The 19,862-nt window shown below is 64.3% G+C and carries 17 protein-coding genes and 1 pseudogene; 11 read left to right on the top strand and 7 right to left on the bottom strand.

What is annotated here, in order from left to right:
- Positions 1-31 precede the first annotated feature (31 nt).
- From MVA47_RS27245 to MVA47_RS10665, 3 genes are all read left to right on the top strand, one after another.
- Positions 32-394, top strand: coding sequence for a WXG100 family type VII secretion target (locus MVA47_RS27245; protein ID WP_374474168.1), 363 nt, complete (start codon positions 32-34; stop codon positions 392-394).
- The gene (locus MVA47_RS10670) at positions 394-1,761 is read left to right on the top strand and encodes a hypothetical protein (RefSeq protein WP_247207855.1); all 1,368 of its coding nucleotides are present in this window, start codon (positions 394-396) and stop codon (positions 1,759-1,761) included. The genes MVA47_RS27245 and MVA47_RS10670 overlap by 1 nt, the downstream gene beginning before the upstream one ends.
- 292 nt (positions 1,762-2,053) lie before the next feature.
- Positions 2,054-2,302 carry a hypothetical protein gene (locus MVA47_RS10665; protein ID WP_247207854.1) on the top strand — a complete coding sequence of 83 codons (249 nt, stop codon included), beginning with the start codon at positions 2,054-2,056 and terminating at the stop codon, positions 2,300-2,302.
- 249 nt (positions 2,303-2,551) lie between these two features.
- On the opposite strand, the gene MVA47_RS10660 is transcribed toward MVA47_RS10665, so the two are convergent.
- On the bottom strand, positions 2,552-3,934 hold the full coding sequence (locus MVA47_RS10660; protein ID WP_247207853.1) for an aspartate aminotransferase family protein: 1,383 nt from the start codon (positions 3,932-3,934) through the stop codon (positions 2,552-2,554).
- 15 nt (positions 3,935-3,949) lie between these two features.
- Positions 3,950-5,476, bottom strand: a complete 1,527-nt coding sequence (locus MVA47_RS10655; protein ID WP_374474166.1) for a CoA-acylating methylmalonate-semialdehyde dehydrogenase — start codon at positions 5,474-5,476, stop codon at positions 3,950-3,952.
- 109 nt (positions 5,477-5,585) lie between these two features.
- Here MVA47_RS10655 and MVA47_RS10650 point away from each other — a divergent pair, with 109 nt between their 5' ends.
- Positions 5,586-7,193: a PucR family transcriptional regulator gene (locus MVA47_RS10650; RefSeq protein ID WP_247207852.1), complete on the top strand. Its 1,608-nt coding sequence runs from the start codon at positions 5,586-5,588 to the stop codon at positions 7,191-7,193.
- Positions 7,194-7,198: 5 nt separating this feature from the next.
- Here MVA47_RS10650 and MVA47_RS10645 read toward each other — a convergent pair whose 3' ends face one another.
- The 3 genes from MVA47_RS10645 to MVA47_RS10635 form a co-directional block, all read right to left on the bottom strand.
- A complete protein-coding gene (locus MVA47_RS10645) occupies positions 7,199-8,038 on the bottom strand; it encodes an enoyl-CoA hydratase-related protein (RefSeq protein WP_247207850.1) in 840 nt (279 codons plus the stop codon).
- A 92-nt stretch (positions 8,039-8,130) separates the two neighbouring features.
- The gene (locus MVA47_RS10640) at positions 8,131-9,114 is read right to left on the bottom strand and encodes an SDR family oxidoreductase (RefSeq protein ID WP_247207848.1); all 984 of its coding nucleotides are present in this window, start codon (positions 9,112-9,114) and stop codon (positions 8,131-8,133) included.
- 58 nt (positions 9,115-9,172) lie between these two features.
- Positions 9,173-11,014: a GAF domain-containing protein gene (locus tag MVA47_RS10635; RefSeq protein WP_308280528.1), complete on the bottom strand. Its 1,842-nt coding sequence runs from the start codon at positions 11,012-11,014 to the stop codon at positions 9,173-9,175.
- Between the two features lie 180 nt (positions 11,015-11,194).
- Between MVA47_RS10635 and MVA47_RS10630 the strand changes: the two genes are divergently transcribed.
- The 7 genes and pseudogenes from MVA47_RS10630 (at position 11,195) to MVA47_RS10600 (ending at position 17,967) form a co-directional block, all read left to right on the top strand.
- Complete coding sequence (locus MVA47_RS10630) at positions 11,195-12,685, top strand: aldehyde dehydrogenase (protein ID WP_247207847.1); 1,491 nt, start codon at positions 11,195-11,197, stop codon at positions 12,683-12,685.
- A gap of 111 nt (positions 12,686-12,796) precedes the next feature.
- Positions 12,797-14,206: an MFS transporter gene (locus tag MVA47_RS10625; protein WP_374474164.1), complete on the top strand. Its 1,410-nt coding sequence runs from the start codon at positions 12,797-12,799 to the stop codon at positions 14,204-14,206.
- Entirely contained in the window at positions 14,203-15,393 is a 1,191-nt protein-coding gene (locus tag MVA47_RS10620; protein WP_247207846.1) for an FAD-dependent monooxygenase, read from the top strand. Before MVA47_RS10625 ends, MVA47_RS10620 begins: the two co-directional genes overlap by 4 nt.
- Before the next feature lie 42 nt (positions 15,394-15,435).
- Complete coding sequence (locus MVA47_RS10615) at positions 15,436-15,888, top strand: hypothetical protein (protein WP_247207845.1); 453 nt, start codon at positions 15,436-15,438, stop codon at positions 15,886-15,888.
- 4 nt (positions 15,889-15,892) lie between these two features.
- Positions 15,893-16,057 carry a hypothetical protein gene (locus MVA47_RS10610; protein ID WP_247207844.1) on the top strand — a complete coding sequence of 55 codons (165 nt, stop codon included), beginning with the start codon at positions 15,893-15,895 and terminating at the stop codon, positions 16,055-16,057.
- Positions 16,054-16,863, top strand: a complete 810-nt coding sequence (locus MVA47_RS10605) for an amidohydrolase family protein (protein WP_247207843.1) — start codon at positions 16,054-16,056, stop codon at positions 16,861-16,863. The genes MVA47_RS10610 and MVA47_RS10605 overlap by 4 nt, the downstream gene beginning before the upstream one ends.
- Positions 16,864-16,876: 13 nt before the next feature.
- Positions 16,877-17,967, top strand: a pseudogene (locus MVA47_RS10600) (NADH:flavin oxidoreductase/NADH oxidase).
- Here the strand turns inward: MVA47_RS10600 and MVA47_RS10595 are convergent.
- Both MVA47_RS10595 and MVA47_RS10590 read right to left on the bottom strand, forming a co-directional pair.
- Complete coding sequence (locus tag MVA47_RS10595) at positions 17,968-18,348, bottom strand: nuclear transport factor 2 family protein (protein ID WP_247207842.1); 381 nt, start codon at positions 18,346-18,348, stop codon at positions 17,968-17,970.
- A gap of 108 nt (positions 18,349-18,456) precedes the next feature.
- Complete coding sequence (locus tag MVA47_RS10590) at positions 18,457-19,857, bottom strand: acyl-CoA synthetase (RefSeq protein ID WP_374474162.1); 1,401 nt, start codon at positions 19,855-19,857, stop codon at positions 18,457-18,459.
- Positions 19,858-19,862: the final 5 nt, after the last annotated feature.

Genomic DNA, 19,862 nt, shown 5'->3' with positions numbered 1-19,862 from the left:
GTCAGTGCGTCAAAGGTGACATCAGCACCTGGTGCTCGCACTACTGCAACAAAGCCGAGGGGGAATCGTGCCAAGTAGAGACCTCAGGGTCGACCCGGATCAGCTGAGAGTTAGCGGCGCCGTAATCACTGACTGCCGCGACACCTGCGGCCCCAAGTTCGCCGAAGCCACCGCGACAATTGCCAGCGTTCAGGGATCCTGGAACGGACGCACCGCGAACGCTCTGTTGCATTTGCACGATTTGTGGGGCCAGTCAGATACCACCATTTCACGGCGGCTGACTCAGTTGGCAGAAAGCTACCAGTCATCTTCAGACGAGTACACAAAGGTCGAGACCAACTCCAGACGGTCCTTTGAGGATGTTCGCGGCGGCGATCAGTCGCTAAATCTCTAATGATCACGACGTTCACTCAAATCGACCAGTGGGAACTCAACCAACTGGCATCTGCACTCGAATCGTGCGGCGTCCGCGGCAACCAGTGCACGCACGCAGTCACTGAACTTGACGCGCTAGCTTCCGTCGCCGACTGGGCCGGTGAAGGCGGACGTGCGGCGAAGTCAGCCATCGGTCAAGTCCGAAAGGACCTCGATGAACACGGGCAGCAAGCTGCGAGCGTCGCAGCAGGCCTGCAAAATGCCATCAGCGAGATGTCAGCGGTTCAGCTCCTAGTTGCAGACACCCGCACGTTCGCTTTCCTCCATGGGCTCGTTTTGGTCGACGATGAGGGAGCAACGACGGCAAAGCCTGTCGGGCCGTTCTTCAGTGCGCGAGATAAGGACCTTGCGGAGGCCAATGCAGACACCGCCAACGAAATCATCGCCGACATCCTCGTCAAGGCGAACGACGCGGATCGTGACCTGGCAACGGCCATCATGGCGGCCGCCGGACGGGTCCCTGTCAGCGAAGCTGACCGCCAGCAGAATCAAATAGCTGCGTTTGAAAAGACATACCGGCGAAAGCCGGTAACGGAGTCCGAGTGGGCACTCGCCGAGTTTCTCGATGAGAACACCAGTAAGGACCTATACGGCGGAATGGACTCGAATGTAGTCGTGGCAAAGATCAACCCAATTCCCGGACAAGGAATCGTCCGTGGCTCACTATTCATCAAAGAAAAGACCGTGCTCAACCCTGGCATGTCTGAGCCGTCACTAGATTCGATGTTTTCGACACGGGACTACGGCAACGACCGCACATTCGATCCCAACTTCGATCCGCAAGACGCTAAGGGCGCATTCGTCATCGACTACGAGAATGGGTTCGTGATCTACCGGCAAAATCCGACCGTCGACACTTCGGGCGCCAAGACCATAGGTAACCCCGACGTACGCGTTGACCAGGCATCCGACGGCACTGTGCGGCTCGACTACAATTCGCCCAATCCCGCGGCGAACGTTGCGGGAGTGAATGGAGCTGATCTCCTTGGCAAACAGGTGAAAGGAACCTTGTTGGTGGCGCCCGGCGATGACGGTCCGCAGGTGTCCGGGACAATAGGCGACTATCCGTCTACGGAAATTTACGTCGATCGTCCGGACGGATCAACAGCAACGTTGTTGCAAGATGACCAAGACAACCACACAGAGTTTGGCCCCGCCCTCGAACTCGGCTCGTACCATATTGTCGGACAACTCCCGCCCCAGGACGTCCAGAACGAACTCGACTACGACGCCATGGACAGGAAGTTTGGTCCCCGAATCGTCACCGACCCGATGGTGAACGAACCGTCCTTCGGCTCCGGCACAACCAAACTCACACCACCGTGAGGCGCCTAAAGGCTCGGCCCCGTCGTGGTTCGTCGCGCGCATTCACGCCCATAGTTGCCTTGGCAACCGGCCTGACGTTGAGCGTCCTAATTCGAATCGCGAACGAATGGGGTGACGAAGTCACATTCGCCGTTGCGGCGTCTTTAATGGGTCTCCTACTCTTAATTGCGGGCGGCTTAAAAATCAGTCGACTCGCAGCTCCAGAGTCGCTCGTCATCGCATTTTGTTCGCTTATGCTTCCGGCGTTCATGGCGTTCTGTTTTGCCGGATTATTCACGATCATAGGATCCTCATGACGTCGACCGAATCTCTTTCATCTCGCCACGATGACCCGCTCACCAAATCGACCGGCATAGTCGTCGGTGTACTGATCCTGTTGGCCGGCCTCGCGACCTATGGCCTTCTGCTAATTCTTTACGCTTTCACTTCCTTCCTCTTGTTCTCACAGCGGTGGGCATCTCTTGGGTGGGCCATACTCAGTGGAGCACTTGTCGGCGTCGGATTCGCCGCCGGCAACCTTGTGATGAACGCTGTGTGGTGAGTGGCTCAGCCGAGACCCGTTTTGCGAGGTCCTAGATAACACCAGCGGTGGGCATCCCGTGGGTCGGACAACGAACTCACGTCGATTACGCGCGTACACCGCGCGGCGGCTCCCGCTGCCGCCCCTTTCTGCGGCTCGTTACCCGAACGGCAACTTCAGTCACAGCTCGCTCACAAAACCCGAGGTTGCTCGGTCCGTAGAACGAGCAACCTCGAAAACAGTGAGCAAATGCGTCGCGTTAGCGGACTGTCAGGACACCACATGCCGGTCGGCAACGGTGAGCGCAGCATCGAGGATGGCCAGGCCCTCGCGCACCTCGTCGTCGCTCACCGTGCACGGCGGCACCGCGTGGATGCGGTTGAAGTTGGCAAACGGCAACAGCCCGTTCGACTTACACGCACCGATCACCTCGTTCATGGCAGTGCTGGTACCTCCATATGGCGCCATCGGCTCACGCGTGGCCGGGTTGGCCACCAACTCGATGGCCCAGAACACTCCGAGCCCTCGTACTTCGCCGACCGACGGGTGACGGGCAGCCAAGTGCCGCAGTCCCGGTCCGAGGATGTCGGTACCGATACGCGCTGCATTCTGGACGATCTGCTCGTCCTCCATCGCATTGATGGTGGCAACCGCTGCCGCAGTGGCGAGTGGATGACCGGAGTACGTCAGACCGCCAGGGTACGGTCGGTCGGCGAAGGTCGCGGCGATGGCGTCGCTGATGGCAACACCGCCGAGTGGGACATAGCCGGAATTCACACCTTTGGCGAAAGTGATGAGATCCGGGGTGACGTCGAAGTTGTCGATGGCGAACCACTGTCCGGTCCGTCCGAACCCGGCCATCACCTCATCGGCGATGTAGATGATCCCGTAGCGGTCGCAGATCTCACGGACTCCCGCCAGATATCCCGGTGGCGGCACCATGATTCCAGCGGTCCCGGGCACCGACTCGAGGATGATCGCCGCTATCGAAGCGGGACCTTCCATGGCGATCAATCTGTCGAGATGCTCGAGCGCCCGCTGACACTCCTGCTGCTCGTCAGCGGAATGAAATGAGGAGCGGTACAGGAAAGGACCATCGAAATGGACTGTGCCACTGGTGCCGTAGTCGTTGGGCCAACGCCGGGGATCGCCGGTCAGATTGATCGCGGTGTCGGTACCACCATGGTAGGAGCGATACCGCGAGAGCACCTTGTATCGCCCGGTGTGAAGTCGCGCCATGCGCACCGCATGCTCCACCGCATCGGCACCACCATTGGTGAAGAACACGCGGTTGAGGTCGCCGGGTGTTCGCTCGGCGATCAGCCGTGCGGCCTCCGATCGTGCCGAGTTGACGTGCTGTGGCGCGACGGTGCACAGCTTCGCCGCCTGTTCGGCAATCGCGGCAACAACCTTCGGATGCTGGTGTCCGATGTTGGTGTTGACCAGCTGCGAGGAAAAGTCGAGCAACCGGTTGCCTTCGCCGTCCCAGATGTACGAACCCTGCGCGGCAACGATTGTCATCGGGTCGATCTTGGCCTGTGCCGACCACGAATGGAACACGTGTGCACGATCGAGTTCGTAAGCACGGCGACCTTCGGCCAATGCGGAGTCGGTGTCTTGGCCACTGGGAAGAGTGGAAGCTACTGCAGTCATGGGAAACTCCGTGCGTCAGTTGTTCTGCGGGAAGCCGAGATTGATGCCGCCGTGGCTCGGGTCGAGCCAGCGTGTGGTGACCACCTTGGCGCGGGTGTAGAAGTGCACGCCTTCGGTGCCGTGGGCGTGCGTGTCGCCGAACAGCGAGTTCTTCCAGCCGCCGAAGCTGTAGTACGCGGTGGGCACCGGGATCGGAACGTTGATGCCCACCATGCCGACCTCGATCTCGTTCTGGAACCGACGTGCCGCGCCACCGTCGTTGGTGAAGATGGCCGTGCCGTTGCCGAACGGCCCGGAGTTCACCAGATCGATGGCCTCGTCGTAGGTGTCCACGCGAACAACGGACAGGACGGGACCGAAGATCTCGTCGGTGTACACACTCATGTCGGTGGTCACGTGGTCGATGAGCGTTGGGCCGAGCCAAAATCCGCCCTCGCCACCGTCGGCCTGCACCTGGCGTCCGTCCACCACGATGGTGGCGCCGTCGGCTTCACCGGCATCGACGTAGGAGGCAACCTTGTCGCGGTGGGCCTTGGTGACCAGCGGCCCCATGTCGGTGCCGCGTGTGCCGTCGCCGATCTTCAGGCCCACGGTGCGGTCTGCGATCTTCGCGACGAGTTCATCGGCGATACCGCCGACGGCGACGAGCGCGGAGATGGCCATACACCGCTCGCCCGCCGAGCCGAACCCGGCGTTCACCATGGCGTCGGCTGCCAGATCGAGATCTGCATCGGGAAGAACGATGGCGTGGTTCTTGGCGCCGCCGAGCGCCTGCACTCGCTTGCCGTGAGCTGTTGCCGTCGAATACACGTACTGCGCAATGGGAGTGGAGCCGACAAACGAGATGGCTTTGACCGCAGGATTGGTCAGCAATTCATCGACCGCGACCGTGTCGCCCTGCAACACGTTGAACACGCCCGCCGGCAGACCTGCCTCGGCCCACAATTCCGCGAGCCACAACGCCGCCGACGGGTCCTTCTCACTCGGCTTGAGCACCACGGTGTTTCCCGCGGCGATGGCGATCGGGAAGAACCACATCGGGACCATGGCCGGGAAATTGAACGGGGAGATGATGCCGACCGGTCCGAGCGGCTGACGAAGCGAGGCGACATCGACCTTGGTCGAGGCGTTCTCGGTCATCCCGCCCTTGAGCAGATGGGCTATGCCACAAGCGAACTCGACCACTTCCTGGCCACGGCTGATCTCGCCGAGCGCATCACTGACCACCTTGCCGTGCTCGGCGGTGATGATCTCGGCCAGCTCGCCCTTGCGCGAGTTCAGCAGCTCACGGAAGGCGAAGAGCACCGACGTGCGCTTGGCCAGTGATGTGTCCCGCCAGTCCGGAAATGCCGCTCGCGCCGAATAGATCACCGCACGGGCGTCGGCGACATCCGCCAATGCCACGTTCCCGGTGACCTCACCGGTCGCGGGATTGGTGACCGGGGCAGTGCGGTCGGCCGCGCCGGCGAAGGCTTGGCCCCCACTCCAATGGCCGATGGTCGACGCGGTGGTGGCGGGTTTGTCGGCAACGGTCTGCGTCACGGGGGTCCTATCGTCAAAGGGACTTCTCTGGTTCCAGCATCCACGCTGACCAGCCCCTACGAGTCCGACAGTATGTATCTTTTAACTGCGATTGCCTTACACTATGTCAATGCAGCCAACCGTCGCGGACATCCTCGCACTCCCGGTGGTGCAAGCCGGGCAGCCCGAACTGATCTCCGACGGCTCCCTTGATGTGCCGGTCCGCTGGGTGCACGTCAGCGACCTCGCCGACCTGTCCGATCTGCTCGAGGGCGGCGAGCTGGTACTCACCACCGGCCGCGCGCTGACCGACACGCCTACGCGGGACACCTACCTGCACGGGCTGGTTGCGGCGGGCGCCGTCGGACTGATCATCGAGCTGGGCGTCCACGTCGACGAGGTGCCGAGATCAGTCATCGAGGCGGGACATTCACTCGCCTTCCCTGTCATCGCCCTGCACCGGCAGATCCGGTTCGTGCAGCTCACCGAGCAGGTGCATCGCACCATCGTCGCCGATCAATACGGTGAACTGGAGTTCGCCCGCAGCGCTCACGAGACCTTCACCGATCTCAGCATGCGTCGTGCGACTGTCGACGAAATCGTTACGGCTGCGGCGCACATGCTCGGGTCACCAGTGGTGCTCGAAGATCTGAACCGGCAGGTTGTCGCCTTCTCCGGCACCGAGCCCGCAACACTGTTGGCCGACTGGGACCGTCGATCCCGCCTGACCCCTGAGGTCGGCGCCCAACGCGACGCCGACCCCGACGCTTGGCTGGCCCGGCCCGTGGGCGCGCATCCACAGACCTGGGGCCGGTTGATCGCGCCGCAGACGCACGACGCCGACAACCGGTCGGTTGTGATCGTCGAACGAGCCGCTCAGGCCATCGCCCTCAACCGGATGACCGAACAAGACCGCAGCTCGCTAGAACTTCGTGCGCAGGGCGGCCTGATAGACGACCTGCGGCACAACCGCATTCGCACCGAGGCAGAGGCAACGGCCAGGGCGTTCGCGCTGGGGCTTCGACGCGCCCCCGCGTACATCGCAATGACCATACGACTCCGTGATGCCGGTGGCGCCGATCAGGTGCTGGTGCAGCAACGCCGAGCCCGCATCCTCGACTCGGTCACGCATACGATCAAGATCGAACGGCACACCGCGCTCACCACGGCATCTGAGGGCGGGCGACGTATCGACGTGCTGCTGGCCCAGCGACACACCGCTTCAGCCGCCCAGGGTCTCGGAGAGTTGACCAACGTGTGCGTCGCGATCCGGCAGACCATCATGCGGGTCGAAGGCGTGACGAGATGCGCGATCGGAGTCGGCCCCGAGTCAACTCAGATCACCGATGCGTCACAGGGATTCGACGAATCCGGCCACGTTGCCGACGTTGCCCTCGCCCTCCCCGACGACCGCCCGTTCCATCGATCATCCGACACCCGCCTTCGTGGACTGGTCGCCTTGATCCGCGACGATCCGCGCGTGCAAGCTTTCGCTGAAACGGAATTGCGGGGACTGCTCGAACACCGCGCCAAACATGGTGACGAACTGTTCGCGCTACTGCGTCGCTACCTCGACCTCGGCGGCAACAAAGCCGAGCTCGCCAAATCGATGAGGCTTTCGCGGCCCACCCTCTATGCCCGCCTGGACACGCTGTCGCGACTACTCGGTGTCGACCTCAACGACGCCGAGTCGCGCACGTCGCTCCACGCAGCACTGATGATCATCGACCCATCGTGAGTGGCTCACCCGAGGAGATCCGGCAGTCCGTCGGACACTTTCATCGGGAACTCCGGCGCACGCTTCTCGAGAAATGAGTTCACGCCCTCGCGAACGTCGTCGGAGGTACCGCGAACAAAGATCGCCGTCGACTCGGCGCGATGAGCGACCTCTGGGCTGTCCGCACCTAGCATCGCCCACATCAACTGACGAGTCAGCGCCACCGAGACAGGAGCGGTACCCGTGACCAGATTTGTCGCGACCTCGATGGCCCGGTCCAAGACTTGATCCACTGGCACCACTTCACGGACCAGCCCGCGTTCCAGTGCCTCTGCGGCCGAGACCATCTTGCCGCCCATCGCCCACTCCAAAGCTGTTGAGATACCCACGATGCGGGGCAGGAACCAGTTCGAACAGGCTTCGGGCACCAAACCGCGACGGACGAACACAAAGCCGAATTTGGCTGTCTCCGAAGCGATTCGAATGTCCGCCGGCAAACTCATCGTCACTCCGACACCGGCCGCCGGGCCGTTGATGGCCGCGACCACAGGCTTGGTGGACCGATAGATACGCAAACTCACCCGTCCACCCTCATCCGGCGGGGCCTCGCCGGTACCCCCGTCATCGAGAACAAAGGTGTCACCACCGCCACCCAGGTCGGCGCCCGCACAGAACGCCCTCCCCCGCCCGGTGATCACCACTGCCCGAATCGAATCGTCGGCATCACATTGGTCGAACACGTCGATGATTTGACGATGCATCTCGCTGGTGAACGCGTTGAGCCGATCCGGGCGGTTCAGCCAGACGAGCGCGATCTCACCCCGGCGCTCCAGTTCGACAACGGGTTCCGACTTCGCCTCTGCCACCGCAGCTCCTCAGATTGCCTCAAGACACATCCAACTGCGAACAAGACAATCACCAGGCGGGGTGTGAGAGCGCACCGACCCGCCGATGGCAGTCAGTCGAGAACGGTCGCCAGGTCAGCGAGAGTCTCGGCTGCGGAGTACTTGGGCTCCCAGCCGAGTACGTCACGTGCCTTGGAGGTGTCCATCACCACCGACGTTTTCAAGATGTTCACCCACTCGGCGTCCGAGGGCTTCACCGGAAGGCGGTTGATCACCTCCGCGACCACATTGATAGACGACGACGGAACCTTGACCGGTTGGGCACCGAGGACCCTGCCGATGTCCGAGAGCGAGACGGTTCCCGAACCGGCGATGTTGTAGGCACCGGCAGGCGCATCGGTGGTCGCGCACAAGGCGATGGCCCGCGCGACGTCGTCGTGGTGGACCAGTTGCACGGGCACCCCGGTGTCCGGGAACGGCACCTTTGCAAAAGGGATCGAGCCGGCCACTTTACGTACGGGCTCGGGAATGTAGTTCCACGGCATCGCGTCTGCCAGGGCTGTCGCCTTCGGCCCGGCAACGATGCACGGGCGAAGCATGAAGAGCTCGATCGTCGAACCCTTGGTGATCTCCGCGATGACCTTCTCGACCTCAGCCTTCTGCTCGGAGTAGTAGTGCTCACTCGAGCCGCGCGTGGGTACGTCCTCGGTCAGCGGCACAGGGTTGTCGGAGTGATAGCCGTACGCCGCGACCGACGAGGTGTAGACGATCCGTTTGGGGCGCTCGGCCGCAATGGTCGCCTCGAACACGTTGCGGGTGCCGGCGAGGTTGATGCGCTGCCCTTCGCTGCGCGAACCCAGGACGAGGAACGCGAGGTGCACCACCACGTCGGCGTCACCGACCAGGGCGTCAACTGCGTCGCGGTCGAGGATGTCACCCTGGCGGTACTCGGTTTTGGTCCAGCCGTGCGATGACGGGTCGAACTCCCGCCGTGCCATCCCGAGGATCCGATCCACCCCCGGATCGGCCTCCAAGGCCGTAACTGCCGATATCCCGATTTCCCCTGTCGGCCCTGTGACCGCAACTGTGAGTCCCATGACCGGGGAGGTACCCCGGCGCCACCGGGAGTATGCGTATACACCCACGGAACGGGGCTCATTCCTGCAGTCGGGACACTTGCTGGGTCGCAACATCGCGGACAACGAGGGCAGTGCTGAACTCCGCCAGCGCCGCAGGGTCGCCGAGATCCGCCCCGGCCAGTTGTTCGATCCGGCGGACGCGCTGTTTCAGCGTGTTGGGGTGAACGTGCAGTTCGGTCGCAGCCAGTGTCCGATTCATCCTGCGTTGCAGCAACACTCGCAGGGTCGACATCAGCTCGGTGCCGTGGAGCTGGTCGTAGCGCACCAAGGCCCCGAGCGTGCGGTCGGCGAAAGCAAGTAGCTGGTCGGCGTCGTCCAGCTGCAGCAGCAGCCCGCTGATCCCCAGCGCGGGCAGCGTCACCACGCCGCCGGCGCGACCGGCATGCACCGCGATGTCCAACGCACCGCGGGCGGCGCGGTAGCCCTGCTGATGGGTCCGGTGCCCCGCGCCGGACACGGCTACCGTCGCCTCGGAGCCCCCCGCCACACGCGCCACCGCCCGGTGCACGGCCGCAGCCGACTCTGCGATCGAATCAGTCTGTCCAGCAGATTGATCCACACCTGTTCCGGCATCGGGCTCGGGTATCGGCCACAGCACCACGATCATTCCCCGATACATCGCCGCCAGCGGGCGCGGCTGGTTCGAGCGCGCCACATCGGCCACTGCGGTCAACGCTCGCCGGTAGACCCGCGTTCGCTGCGCATCGTCGTCCACGGCGATCGACGCGACGATTGCCACGTGTGTCCGGGTCAGATCATGGCCGAGTCTCGCGGCCCGGGCGGTGACCTGTGCCGGCACGCTCGCTCCTGCTGCCAGCACATCGGCGAGCAACTCGCCCCGCAGCCGGTGTTCCACCTCGATGCCGGTCTGGAACCGGAACATCTCGAGCGAGATGACCAGAGACGCGTGCTCGATCGCCCGCTCCCCCGTGGGGTCGAGCGGCCCCGGAGCGCCGGGAAACCAGATGCGGGCCACCACCTCACCTGCGAGCAGAACAGTCGATACCCAGCAGTGCCGCCCAGCCGCATCGCCAGTAGGGACCTGTATCGGTTTCGCTGACTGGGCGTCATCAACCGGAGTCGCGGCGCGGCTGTGCGCGTCCGGGAGACCAGAGACTTCGCCGGCGGTCGCCAGGACGTTGCCCTGCGCGTCTTCCACCAGCACGGGCCTGGCGATCAGACCCGTGAGAACCTGTGCAACACCGTCGATTCCACCAGAGCGCAGCGTCACCGCGAACAACTGCTCGTGAATCTGCTCCGAGCGGGTGAGCAGGTCGCGTTGTGCGCGCAGCGATTCGTTGAGGTTGCGCAGTTCGTCCAGTCGCCGGGCCGACGTCACGGCGATGGCCGCGTGGTTGGCGAGCAGCCCGAGTCGCTCCACTTCCGCAGTGGTGAACGTATGAATGGGTTGGTAGTAACCGTTGAGTGTCCCGATCACTTCGTCCTGAGCGATCAGAGGTACCGCGACTATCGCCCGGTAGCCCTGTTCGCGCGCCGGCCACCCCCAGGGAGTGAAGCCGGGCTCGGCCGTGATGTCACGGATGTGCACGGGCTCTCCGGTGTGAAAAGCCCGCGCCGACGGAGATGTGCTGTCGAGACCGATGGGATGGTCGGCATTGACCCGGTTGACGTATTCCTCGGACAGCCCCGACCACCCCGTGATCACCAGTTCGGTCGCGGCATCGTTGGGAGTGAGCACGCCGCAGAAGTCGAAGCCCAAGAGCGCCCGGGCGGTCGAGGCGACCAAACCCAGTACTTCTCGTAGGTCAGCGGCCGATGTGGCCGCCGAACTCAGTTCCCGCAGTCCGCGCAGCCACATCACCAACTCGGTGGACGGTTTGCCGGGTGCGGTGGTCACCACCCCAGATTGCCACCACCTGCAGTGTCCCGAGTGGACATACATCGATTGAAATGGTGTCCACCGCGACATTGATCCAGATCACACTGCACGGACAGACTCAGATCAGTTCACCGACGAACCCGCCACCAGTGGCAACTACCCGGTGACCGGACGATCAGTCGAGACAAAGGATCAGGCATGACGCAGACAGCCCCCACCTCACCCGCCGGCGCAGCCCCCACCGAGGCAGCGACACGCGAGATCATCAACCCGGCCACCGGCCAGGTGATCGAGATCCTGCCCGAGCAGGGTGCCGCGGAGGTCGACGCCGCCGTTCGCTCTGCACTGAAGGCGTTCGAGTCCGGACCGTGGGCCACGATGGTGCGCAGTGAACGCGCCCGGCTACTGCTGCGTTGCGCCGACGCGATCGAGGCAGCCTCCGAGAACCTCTTTCGGCTCGAGACGGTGAACAACGGTCGCCCGGTCACCGAGACCCGCGCCCAGCTGTCGCGGGTGCCGGAGTGGTTTCGTTACAACGCGGGCTTGCTCAGCGCGCAACGCAATGCAGTCTTGCCCAGCGACGGACCCTATCTGACCTACCAGGAGCGAACCCCGCTCGGTGTGTGCGGCATCATCACCCCGTTCAACCATCCGATGCTGATCCTGGCGCGCAGCCTGTCCGCAGCACTGGCCAACGGCAACACGGTGGTGGTCAAGCCATCTGAGCTCACACCATTGACGACGTTGGCCCTGGTCCGGATCCTCGCCGATGCCGGCGTACCGGACGGGGTGGTCACCGTGGTCACCGGCGGCCGCGAAGCGGGCATCCGGCTCACCAACCATCCCGACGTCGCCAAGATCACCCTCACCGGAGGCACCGAGGCCGGCCGAGCGGCCGCAATGGCAACCGCCTCCCGATTCGCCCGCGTAACAGCAGAATTGGGCGGCAAGACCCCTGTGTTGGTGTTCGACGACGTCGACCCGGTGGTCGCGGCCGAAGGCGCGGCCTTCTCCGCATTCGTCGCTGCCGGGCAATCCTGTGTCGCAGGGTCACGCTTCCTCGTCCAGCGCGGGATCTATGACGACTTCGTCGCCGCGTTGAGCGCTCGTGCAACCGCCATCCGCATCGGCGACCCCACCGACCCGGCCACCCAGATGGGCCCACTCATCAGCGAGATGCAACGCGGCAAGGTCACCGCACTGCTCGCCACCGGAATCGAAGAGGGCGCCCGCGTGGCGGCCGGCGGATCAGTCCCCGACCTCACCGCCGACCTTCAGCACGGCTACTTCCTGCAGCCCACCGTCCTGGCCGACGCCACGATGGAGATGACTGTGGCACAACAAGAGATCTTCGGACCCGTCGCCGTGGTGGTCCCCTTCGATGACGAAGCCGAAGCAATCTCGATGGCCAACAACAACCGTTACGGCCTCGGCGCAGGCGTCTGGACCCGAGACATCGCTCGTGGACACCGGGTGGCAAGCCGCATCGTCGCCGGAATGGTGTGGGTGAACGACCACCACCGGCTCGAACCGTCGCTCCCCTGGGGCGGCGTGAAGGAATCGGGCACCGGCAAGGACGCTGGCACCGAATCGTTTGACGACTTCTCTTGGATCAAAACGGTTGTCGTGCGCACCGCCGACGACCACGTCGACTGGTACGGCGACACCGAGCAACAGCGCCTCAACTAGTCGAACGGCCGGCCCGGGACTCAGCGATTTGTCTCGGTGCCAACACTTCTCCTGTTGCACGTGGGTGCTGCAGCGCTGAACGCTGCCCACCCGAACCCGAAAGGAGCGTCGATGATGACGCCACACACCACCCCCGACCCGGTCCGACCGAGCTGGCGCACCGAGATCAGCCGAATGCAATGGCTGGTCCTTGTCGGAACCACACTCGGATGGGGACTCGACGGCTTCGCCGGCAGTCTCTACGTCCTCGTCTTGGGCCCCGCGATGCGGGAACTGCTCCCGCACAGCGACATCGCCGCCGACTCGAGTGCCATCGGCTTCTACGGCGGTCTGACCGTTGCGCTGTTCCTGGTCGGATGGGCACTCGGCGCCATCCTCTTCGGCATACTCGCCGACTATTTCGGCCGCACCCGGGTACTTTCGCTGGGCATCCTCACCTATGCGGTGTTCACCGCCGCGGCCGCCTTCGCCGACACCTGGTGGCAACTGGGCATCCTGCGATTCATCGCGGGCCTCGGCTCCGGTGTCGAGGCACCGGTGGGCGCCGCTCTCATCGCCGAAACCTGGCGCAACCGACACCGGGCTCGCGCCGGCGGCGTGATGATGTCCGGGTACGCCGGTGGCTTCTTCATCGCATCCGCGGTCTACGCGCTCTGGGGCAGCCTGGGTTGGCGATTCATGATGGGACTGGCCGTCATTCCCGCACTACTGGTCTGGTTCATCCGCCGCTACGTTCCCGAACCCCCCGAGATCGAAGCCGGCATCCAGGCACGCAAAGAGCGGAAAGCGCGCGGGCAGGCCACCCACGAAGACAGCTTCGTGCTCCGCAGACTGTTCGCACCTCCGCTCCTCAAACCCACCCTGGTCTGCACCGCGCTGGCCACCGGATCGCTGATCGCCTTCTGGAGTGTGTCCACCTGGTACCCGCAGATCATCCGGAACATGACCGAGGACAGCTCACTCCCCGATTCTCTGGCTGACCACCGTGTCGCCGTCGCCTCGATGCTCTTCAACGCCGGCGGCATCATCGGGTACGCATCCTGGGGCTTTCTCGCCGATGCACTGGGCCGCCGCAAGACATTTGCGTTGAGCTTCATCGTCTCGGCTGCAGCCATCGCCTACGTGTTCCCCTTCGGCCACTCATACACCGAATACGTTGTCGCCATGCCCATCCTGGGCTTCGGGTTGTTCGGCGCCCTGTCCGGAACATTCATCTACGGTCCCGAACTGTTCCCACCCACCGTTCGCGCCACCGCCCTGGCGCTGAGCAACAGCGTCGGCCGGATAATCACGGCGTCGGGACCCCTCATCGCAGGAGTCATCGCCACTTCCTGGTTCAGCGGCAACCTCGGCCTGGCAACCGCGACGATCGCCGCCGTCGGGCTCATCGCGGCCATCGGCTTGCTCTTCGCTCCGGAAACCCGCGGCAAGGCGATGCCCACCGATACCTCGGCCACCACTGAACCTCCCCACACCGATCCACCCCGGCCGGCCCTGACCCGAGAGGACAGCCACTCATGAGTAGTTACCGCAACGCCACCGCAATCGTCATCGGAGGATCCATCGGTGGCCTCACCACCGCCCTGCTCCTGCGCGACCTCGGATTCACCGTCGACGTCTACGAGCGCACCGCATCCGCCCTCGACGGACGGGGCAGTGGAATCGTCTTGCAACCCGACACCATGCGCTGGTTCACCGAACGGAGCGATCAGCAACCCACCGCATTGAGCACCTCCACGTCCAAGGTCCAGTATCTCGGCGATGGCAACGACGTGGTCTACAGCGAAGACCGAACATGGACCTACACATCGTGGGGGACGTTCTACCGGGCATTGCTCGCCGACTTCGGCACCGACCACTACCACCTCGGCGAGTTGGCCTGTGGCTTCGACCAATCCGACAACAGTGTCACAGTTCGGTTCGTCAGTGGACGGGTCGGAACGGCTGATCTGGTGGTCTTCGCCGACGGCATCACCTCGTTGGCCCGCGAACGCTTCGATCCCGAGTCCTCGCTGCACTATTCGGGCTACGTCGGCTGGCGGGGCACCGTTCTGCTGGCGTCGCTGTCCGGACCCACTCAAGACCTGATGCACGACGCGATCAGCTACTGCGTGATCCCCAATTCACACATCACCCTCTACCCGATACCCGGTGAGGAGGGCGTCGAGCGACAGCACCGGTTGATGAACTACGTCTGGTACCGCAACGTCGCACCTGGACCCGAACTGAGCGAAATGCTGGTCGACAAGCGCGGTTTCAGCGGATCGGTGTCCATCCATCCGGGCCAGGTCCAAGACCGTTACGTCGACGAGATGCGCGATACCGCCGCCCGAATGTTGGCACCGGCCGCGGCCGAGGTGGTCACCTCCACCGAACAGCCGTACCTGCAGGTGGTGTCGGACGCCCGCTCGTCACGGATGGCGCAGGGCCGCGTGGCCCTGGTCGGCGACGCCGCATGCAGCGCCCGGCCGCACGCCGCGGCCGGCACGGCCAAAGCTGCTGCCGACGCCTGGGCACTGGCCGCTGCACTCGAGTCGGCCGACGGCGACATCGCCACGGCACTGCGCAAGTGGGAACCCGGTCAACTCGAGCTCAGTGAGTCACTGCTGCGGCGGGTCATCGACATGGGTGAGCGCTCCCAATTCCTCAACAGCTGGGTTCCCGGCGACCCCGACCTCCGGTTCGGCCTCTACGGCCCAGGCCGGTAACGCAGACAACCACCCGTCACCATCTTCGAAAGAGCAAACACCATGACCGAGAACAGCTTTCTGAACGACCTGCCGCTGGCCGGCGACCTCGTGGCCACAGACTTCCAGGGCTGGCCCGAATGGCTCAAGACCGAGTTCGCCGAGAACGCCCACGACGGCAACGTGGGCTCACGGCTTCTCAGCGAGAACGACCGCGTGCGGGTCTGGGAGATCCGACTCGCGCCGGGCGAACGCTGGCACGCGCACCGGCACGTACTCGATTACTTCTGGACGGCCATCAATGCCGGCCGAAGCCGTCAGCACACCCACGACGGTACGGTGCGCGAGGTCTCGTACTCCGCAGGCGAAACCCGGCACTTCCACTTCGCCGAGGGCGAGTTCCTGCTCCACGACATCGAGAACATCGGCGACACCGACCTGGTCTTCTCCACAGTCGAACACCTCGACAGTGCAAACGAGCCGTTGCCTCTGACTGCCGCTGACGGAAACATCTGAAGACATGATCACCGAACCCATCGCCTCCGGCGTGATCGACGTCCACGCCCATTGGCTACCTCGCGAACTGTTCGGGCTGCCGCCGGGCTCCCCGTTCGGAGCGATGCACGACCGCGAGGGACAGCTGTATCTGGGCGACACCCCCTATCGATCGACGCCTCGGCCATGAGCGATGTTCCAGCCATCCTGGGCGACATGGCGCGCAACAACATCGGGGTGCGGGTGCTGTCCGCACCTCCGTTCGCCTTCCCGATGCAGGCAGCCGATTCCGAGACCTACGTGGACAACTTCAACAATGCACTGGCCGACGTGGTCGCCGCATCCGATGGAGCACTGGTCGGCCTGGGCATGGTGCCGATCGGAGATCCCGACGCCGCCATCGCACAGATGAAGAAGCTGGCTTCGGTCCCCGGCATCGCCGGGGTCGCCATTCCACCGCTGCTGGGACACGACTCCCTGGACCGGGGCCCGCTGCGCCACGTCCTGGCCACCGCAGCGCAACTGCAACTCTCGGTACTCGTGCATCCGATGCAACTGCCCCGACCCGAGTGGTCGGACCACTACCTGGCCAATCTCATCGGCAACCCTGTCGAGACCGCGACGGCAGTGGCTTCCCTCATCCTCGGAGGCGTCAAGGATGAATTACCCGATCTGCGAATCTGTTTCGTGCACGGTGGTGGTTGCTCGGCAGATCTACTCGGCCGGTGGACGCACGGTTGGCGAAGCCGACCCGATGTCCGCCGGTGTTCGTCGCGTTCGCCCACCGAGGCATTCTCGGAACTGTACTTCGACACCGTCACCCATGATGCCGGTGCACTCCGCCTGCTGATGAAACACGCTGCCGACGACCACATCGTCTGCGGCAGTGACTATCCCTTCGACATGGCAGAGTCCGACCCCGTCGGATTCGCCGCCGCGCACGGACCCGGGTCGGCGTCGCTGACCTCGGCCGCGCGGGCATTCCTCGGCTTGTAGAAAGGGCACATTCGTGAGCCACCTCTTCGAACCCCTGACGCTGCGAGACGTCACCTTCGCCCATCGGGCGTGGATGTCGCCGATGATGCAGTTCGCGGCCGTCCCCGACGGGCCCGACACAGGCAGTATCACCGACTGGCATCTGCAGCACCTGGGCTCCCGGGCGGCGGCGGCGCGGCATTGGTGATGTCTGAAGCCACCGCCATCGCTCCCGACGGCCGTAGCAGCGACTACGACCTCGGGTTGTGGAACAACCGGCAACGGGACGCGTTCCGCCGCCTCACCGGTTTCCTCGCGGCGCAGGGCGCCGTGCCCGGCATCCAACTGGTGCACGCCGGCCGCAAAGGGTCCACCGGAAGGCCGTGGCCCGATCAGGATCGCGTCGAAAATCATTGGCCCACAGTAGGTGCGAGCAATGTTCCCTTCGGTCGGCTACCTGCGGCCCGTGAGCTGGGAGTGGAGGAGATCAGCGGAATCGTCGACGACTTCGCTTCGGCGGCACGCCGGGCGGCTGATGCGGGATTCCGTGTGCTCGAGCTACACGGTGCCCACGGATATCTGATCCATCAATTCCTGTCGCCGCACTCGAACACCCGTTCCGACCACTACGGGGGCTCATTCCACAACCGCATTCGTTTCGCACTCGAGGTGGTGACCGCCGTCCGCGCGCAGTGGCCGGCCGAGTTCCCCTTGTTCTTCCGCGTATCGGCCACCGATTGGCTCGCGGGCGACACCACCGACCACCGCGAGGGATGGACGGCCGACGAAACGGTCAAGCTGGCCATCGAGCTCAAGGAGCTGGGCGTCGACCTGTTCGATGTGTCGACAGGCGGAACCGTGCCCGACGCCCCCATCCCGGTGTCACCGGGTTATCAGGTGCCGTTCGCCGCCCGAGTCCGGAGCGAAGCCGACCTCGCCACAGCGGCAGTCGGAATGATCACCCGAGCTGAACAAGCCGAAGCGATCATCGCCGATGGGCAGGCGGATGCGGTGTTCCTGGCCAGAGAACTGCTGCGCAACCCTTCGTGGTTCAGGCAGGCCGCAGACCAGCTCGGGGCGACACTGGCCCACCCACCGCAGTACGCGAGGGCGTTCCGACGCTGATCAGCTGCCGAGCACCGCTTCCAACTTCTCGCCCATCTTGTCGGCGAACGCGTGCGTGGCCTTCATCGGACGCAGCATCACCGTGAACTCGTCTATCTCGCGGTCGGGGTTCTCGTGGATGAAGTCGCACCCGTGGACGTCGAGGCCGTCGACCTTCGCCTTGAACACCAGGCCGGTGTAGCCATCAAGCGGTGAGTCCAGCTCACGGATGTATTCGAAGTCCTCGAACGTCTCGAACGCGGTGCGCAAGATGGCGGCCACCGTCTCGCGCCCTTCGTAGGGATGAAACGCCACCGGACTGTGAAAGGTGACCGATTCGGACAGCAGTGACTCGATGTCGTCGATGTTCTTCGCCTCGACTGCAGCACGGAATGCGTGCACAGGGAACCTCCTCGTCGTCGCCGTGCAACCACGCTAACGGCAGGTGCTGCCAGACGGGCAGGATTCGGCAAACAGGACCGCGTTCACACGACAAGCGCTACGCAGCGATCACAACAGCAACTTCTTCTGCACCTTGCCCATCGCATTGCGTGGCAGCGACTCGAGCACCCGAATCTCTCTGGGTCGCTTGTGGTTCGACAGCTCTGTCGCAACCAGGTCGATGAGGTCTTGCTCCACGATGCCCTCACCCACCACGCAGGCGACGATCCGCTGACCGAGGTCATCGTCCGGAACGCCGATCACCGCGGCCTCACGCACGCTCGGATGCCCCAGCAACACGGTCTCGATCTCACCTGCCCCGACGCGGTAGCCGCCGGTTTTGATCAGATCTGTGGATGACCGACCAACGATTCGGTGCATGCCGTCCGCATCGATCACCGCGACGTCGCCGGTGGCAAACCACCCGTCTTCCAACCACGAGTCTGCGGTGGCGTCGGGCCGGTTGAGGTATCCGGCCGCCACCATCGGCCCGCGAAGCTGAAGCGCGCCAATGCTTTCCCCATCGTGCTGGACGTCTGCTCCGTCGTCGTCGCGCAGGCGCGTCTCGACGCCGGCCACCGGGGTACCCACCCAGCCGGGTCGCCGCTCGCCGTCGGCACGAGTGCTCACGGTGATCAGTGTTTCGGTCATGCCATACCGTTCGACGATCTCGTGGCCGGTGAGGTCTTTGATGGTGGTGAACACCGGGACCGGAAGCGGGGCACTCCCGGACACCAGGAGCCGGGCCGTTGCGAGCGCTCGCGCCGAGACCTCGTCCGCGGCGATCCGAGCCCACACCGTGGGGACCCCGAAATACATCGATCCGTGTGCCGCCGCGTAGGCCTCGGGGGTCGGCTTCACGGTGTGCACCAGCGAACCGCCGACGCGGAGCGGGCCAAGAACACCCAGTACCAGACCGTGCACGTGAAACAGCGGAAGACCATGGACAAGAACATCATCCGCAGTCCAGGCCCAGGCATCGATGAGGGCGTCGAGCCCAGCCGCTATCGCACGGCGGGTCACCGGCACACCTTTGGGCAAGCCTGTTGTTCCCGATGTGTAGATGATCAGGGCCGTGGAGTCCGGGTGCGGCTCCGGATGGCTGTGCCACGACCGCGCGTACATCCGAACCGGAACCACCGGCAGACCCGGTTCAGCGGGCGCGGCCCCCAGCCACGCCTGCGCACCGGAGTCGGCGAGGATGTGCTCACGCTCGGCCGTGCCTGAGTCGGGCGGCACCGGCACCACAGCAACACCCGCGATGAGGGCGCCAACGATGGCGACCACCGTCTGGGCGGTGGGTTCGGCGAGTACCGCGACGCGCCGGGCACCGCGGATACGTTCGGCGACCGACGTCGCGGCACCGACGAGGTCGCTGCGGGACAACACCACATCCCCTACGGTCACCACCGCAGGTTTGTCGGCGCCGTTGGCGAGAGCAGACTGATTCAGCGTCGGGAAGAGAACCACGGGTT

The organism is Williamsia sp. DF01-3 (assembly GCF_023051145.1).
Classification (GTDB): Bacteria; Actinomycetota; Actinomycetes; order Mycobacteriales; family Mycobacteriaceae; genus Williamsia.
Note: the sequence above shows the minus strand (reverse complement) of the source record. Positions and strands in the feature narration are given on the sequence as shown.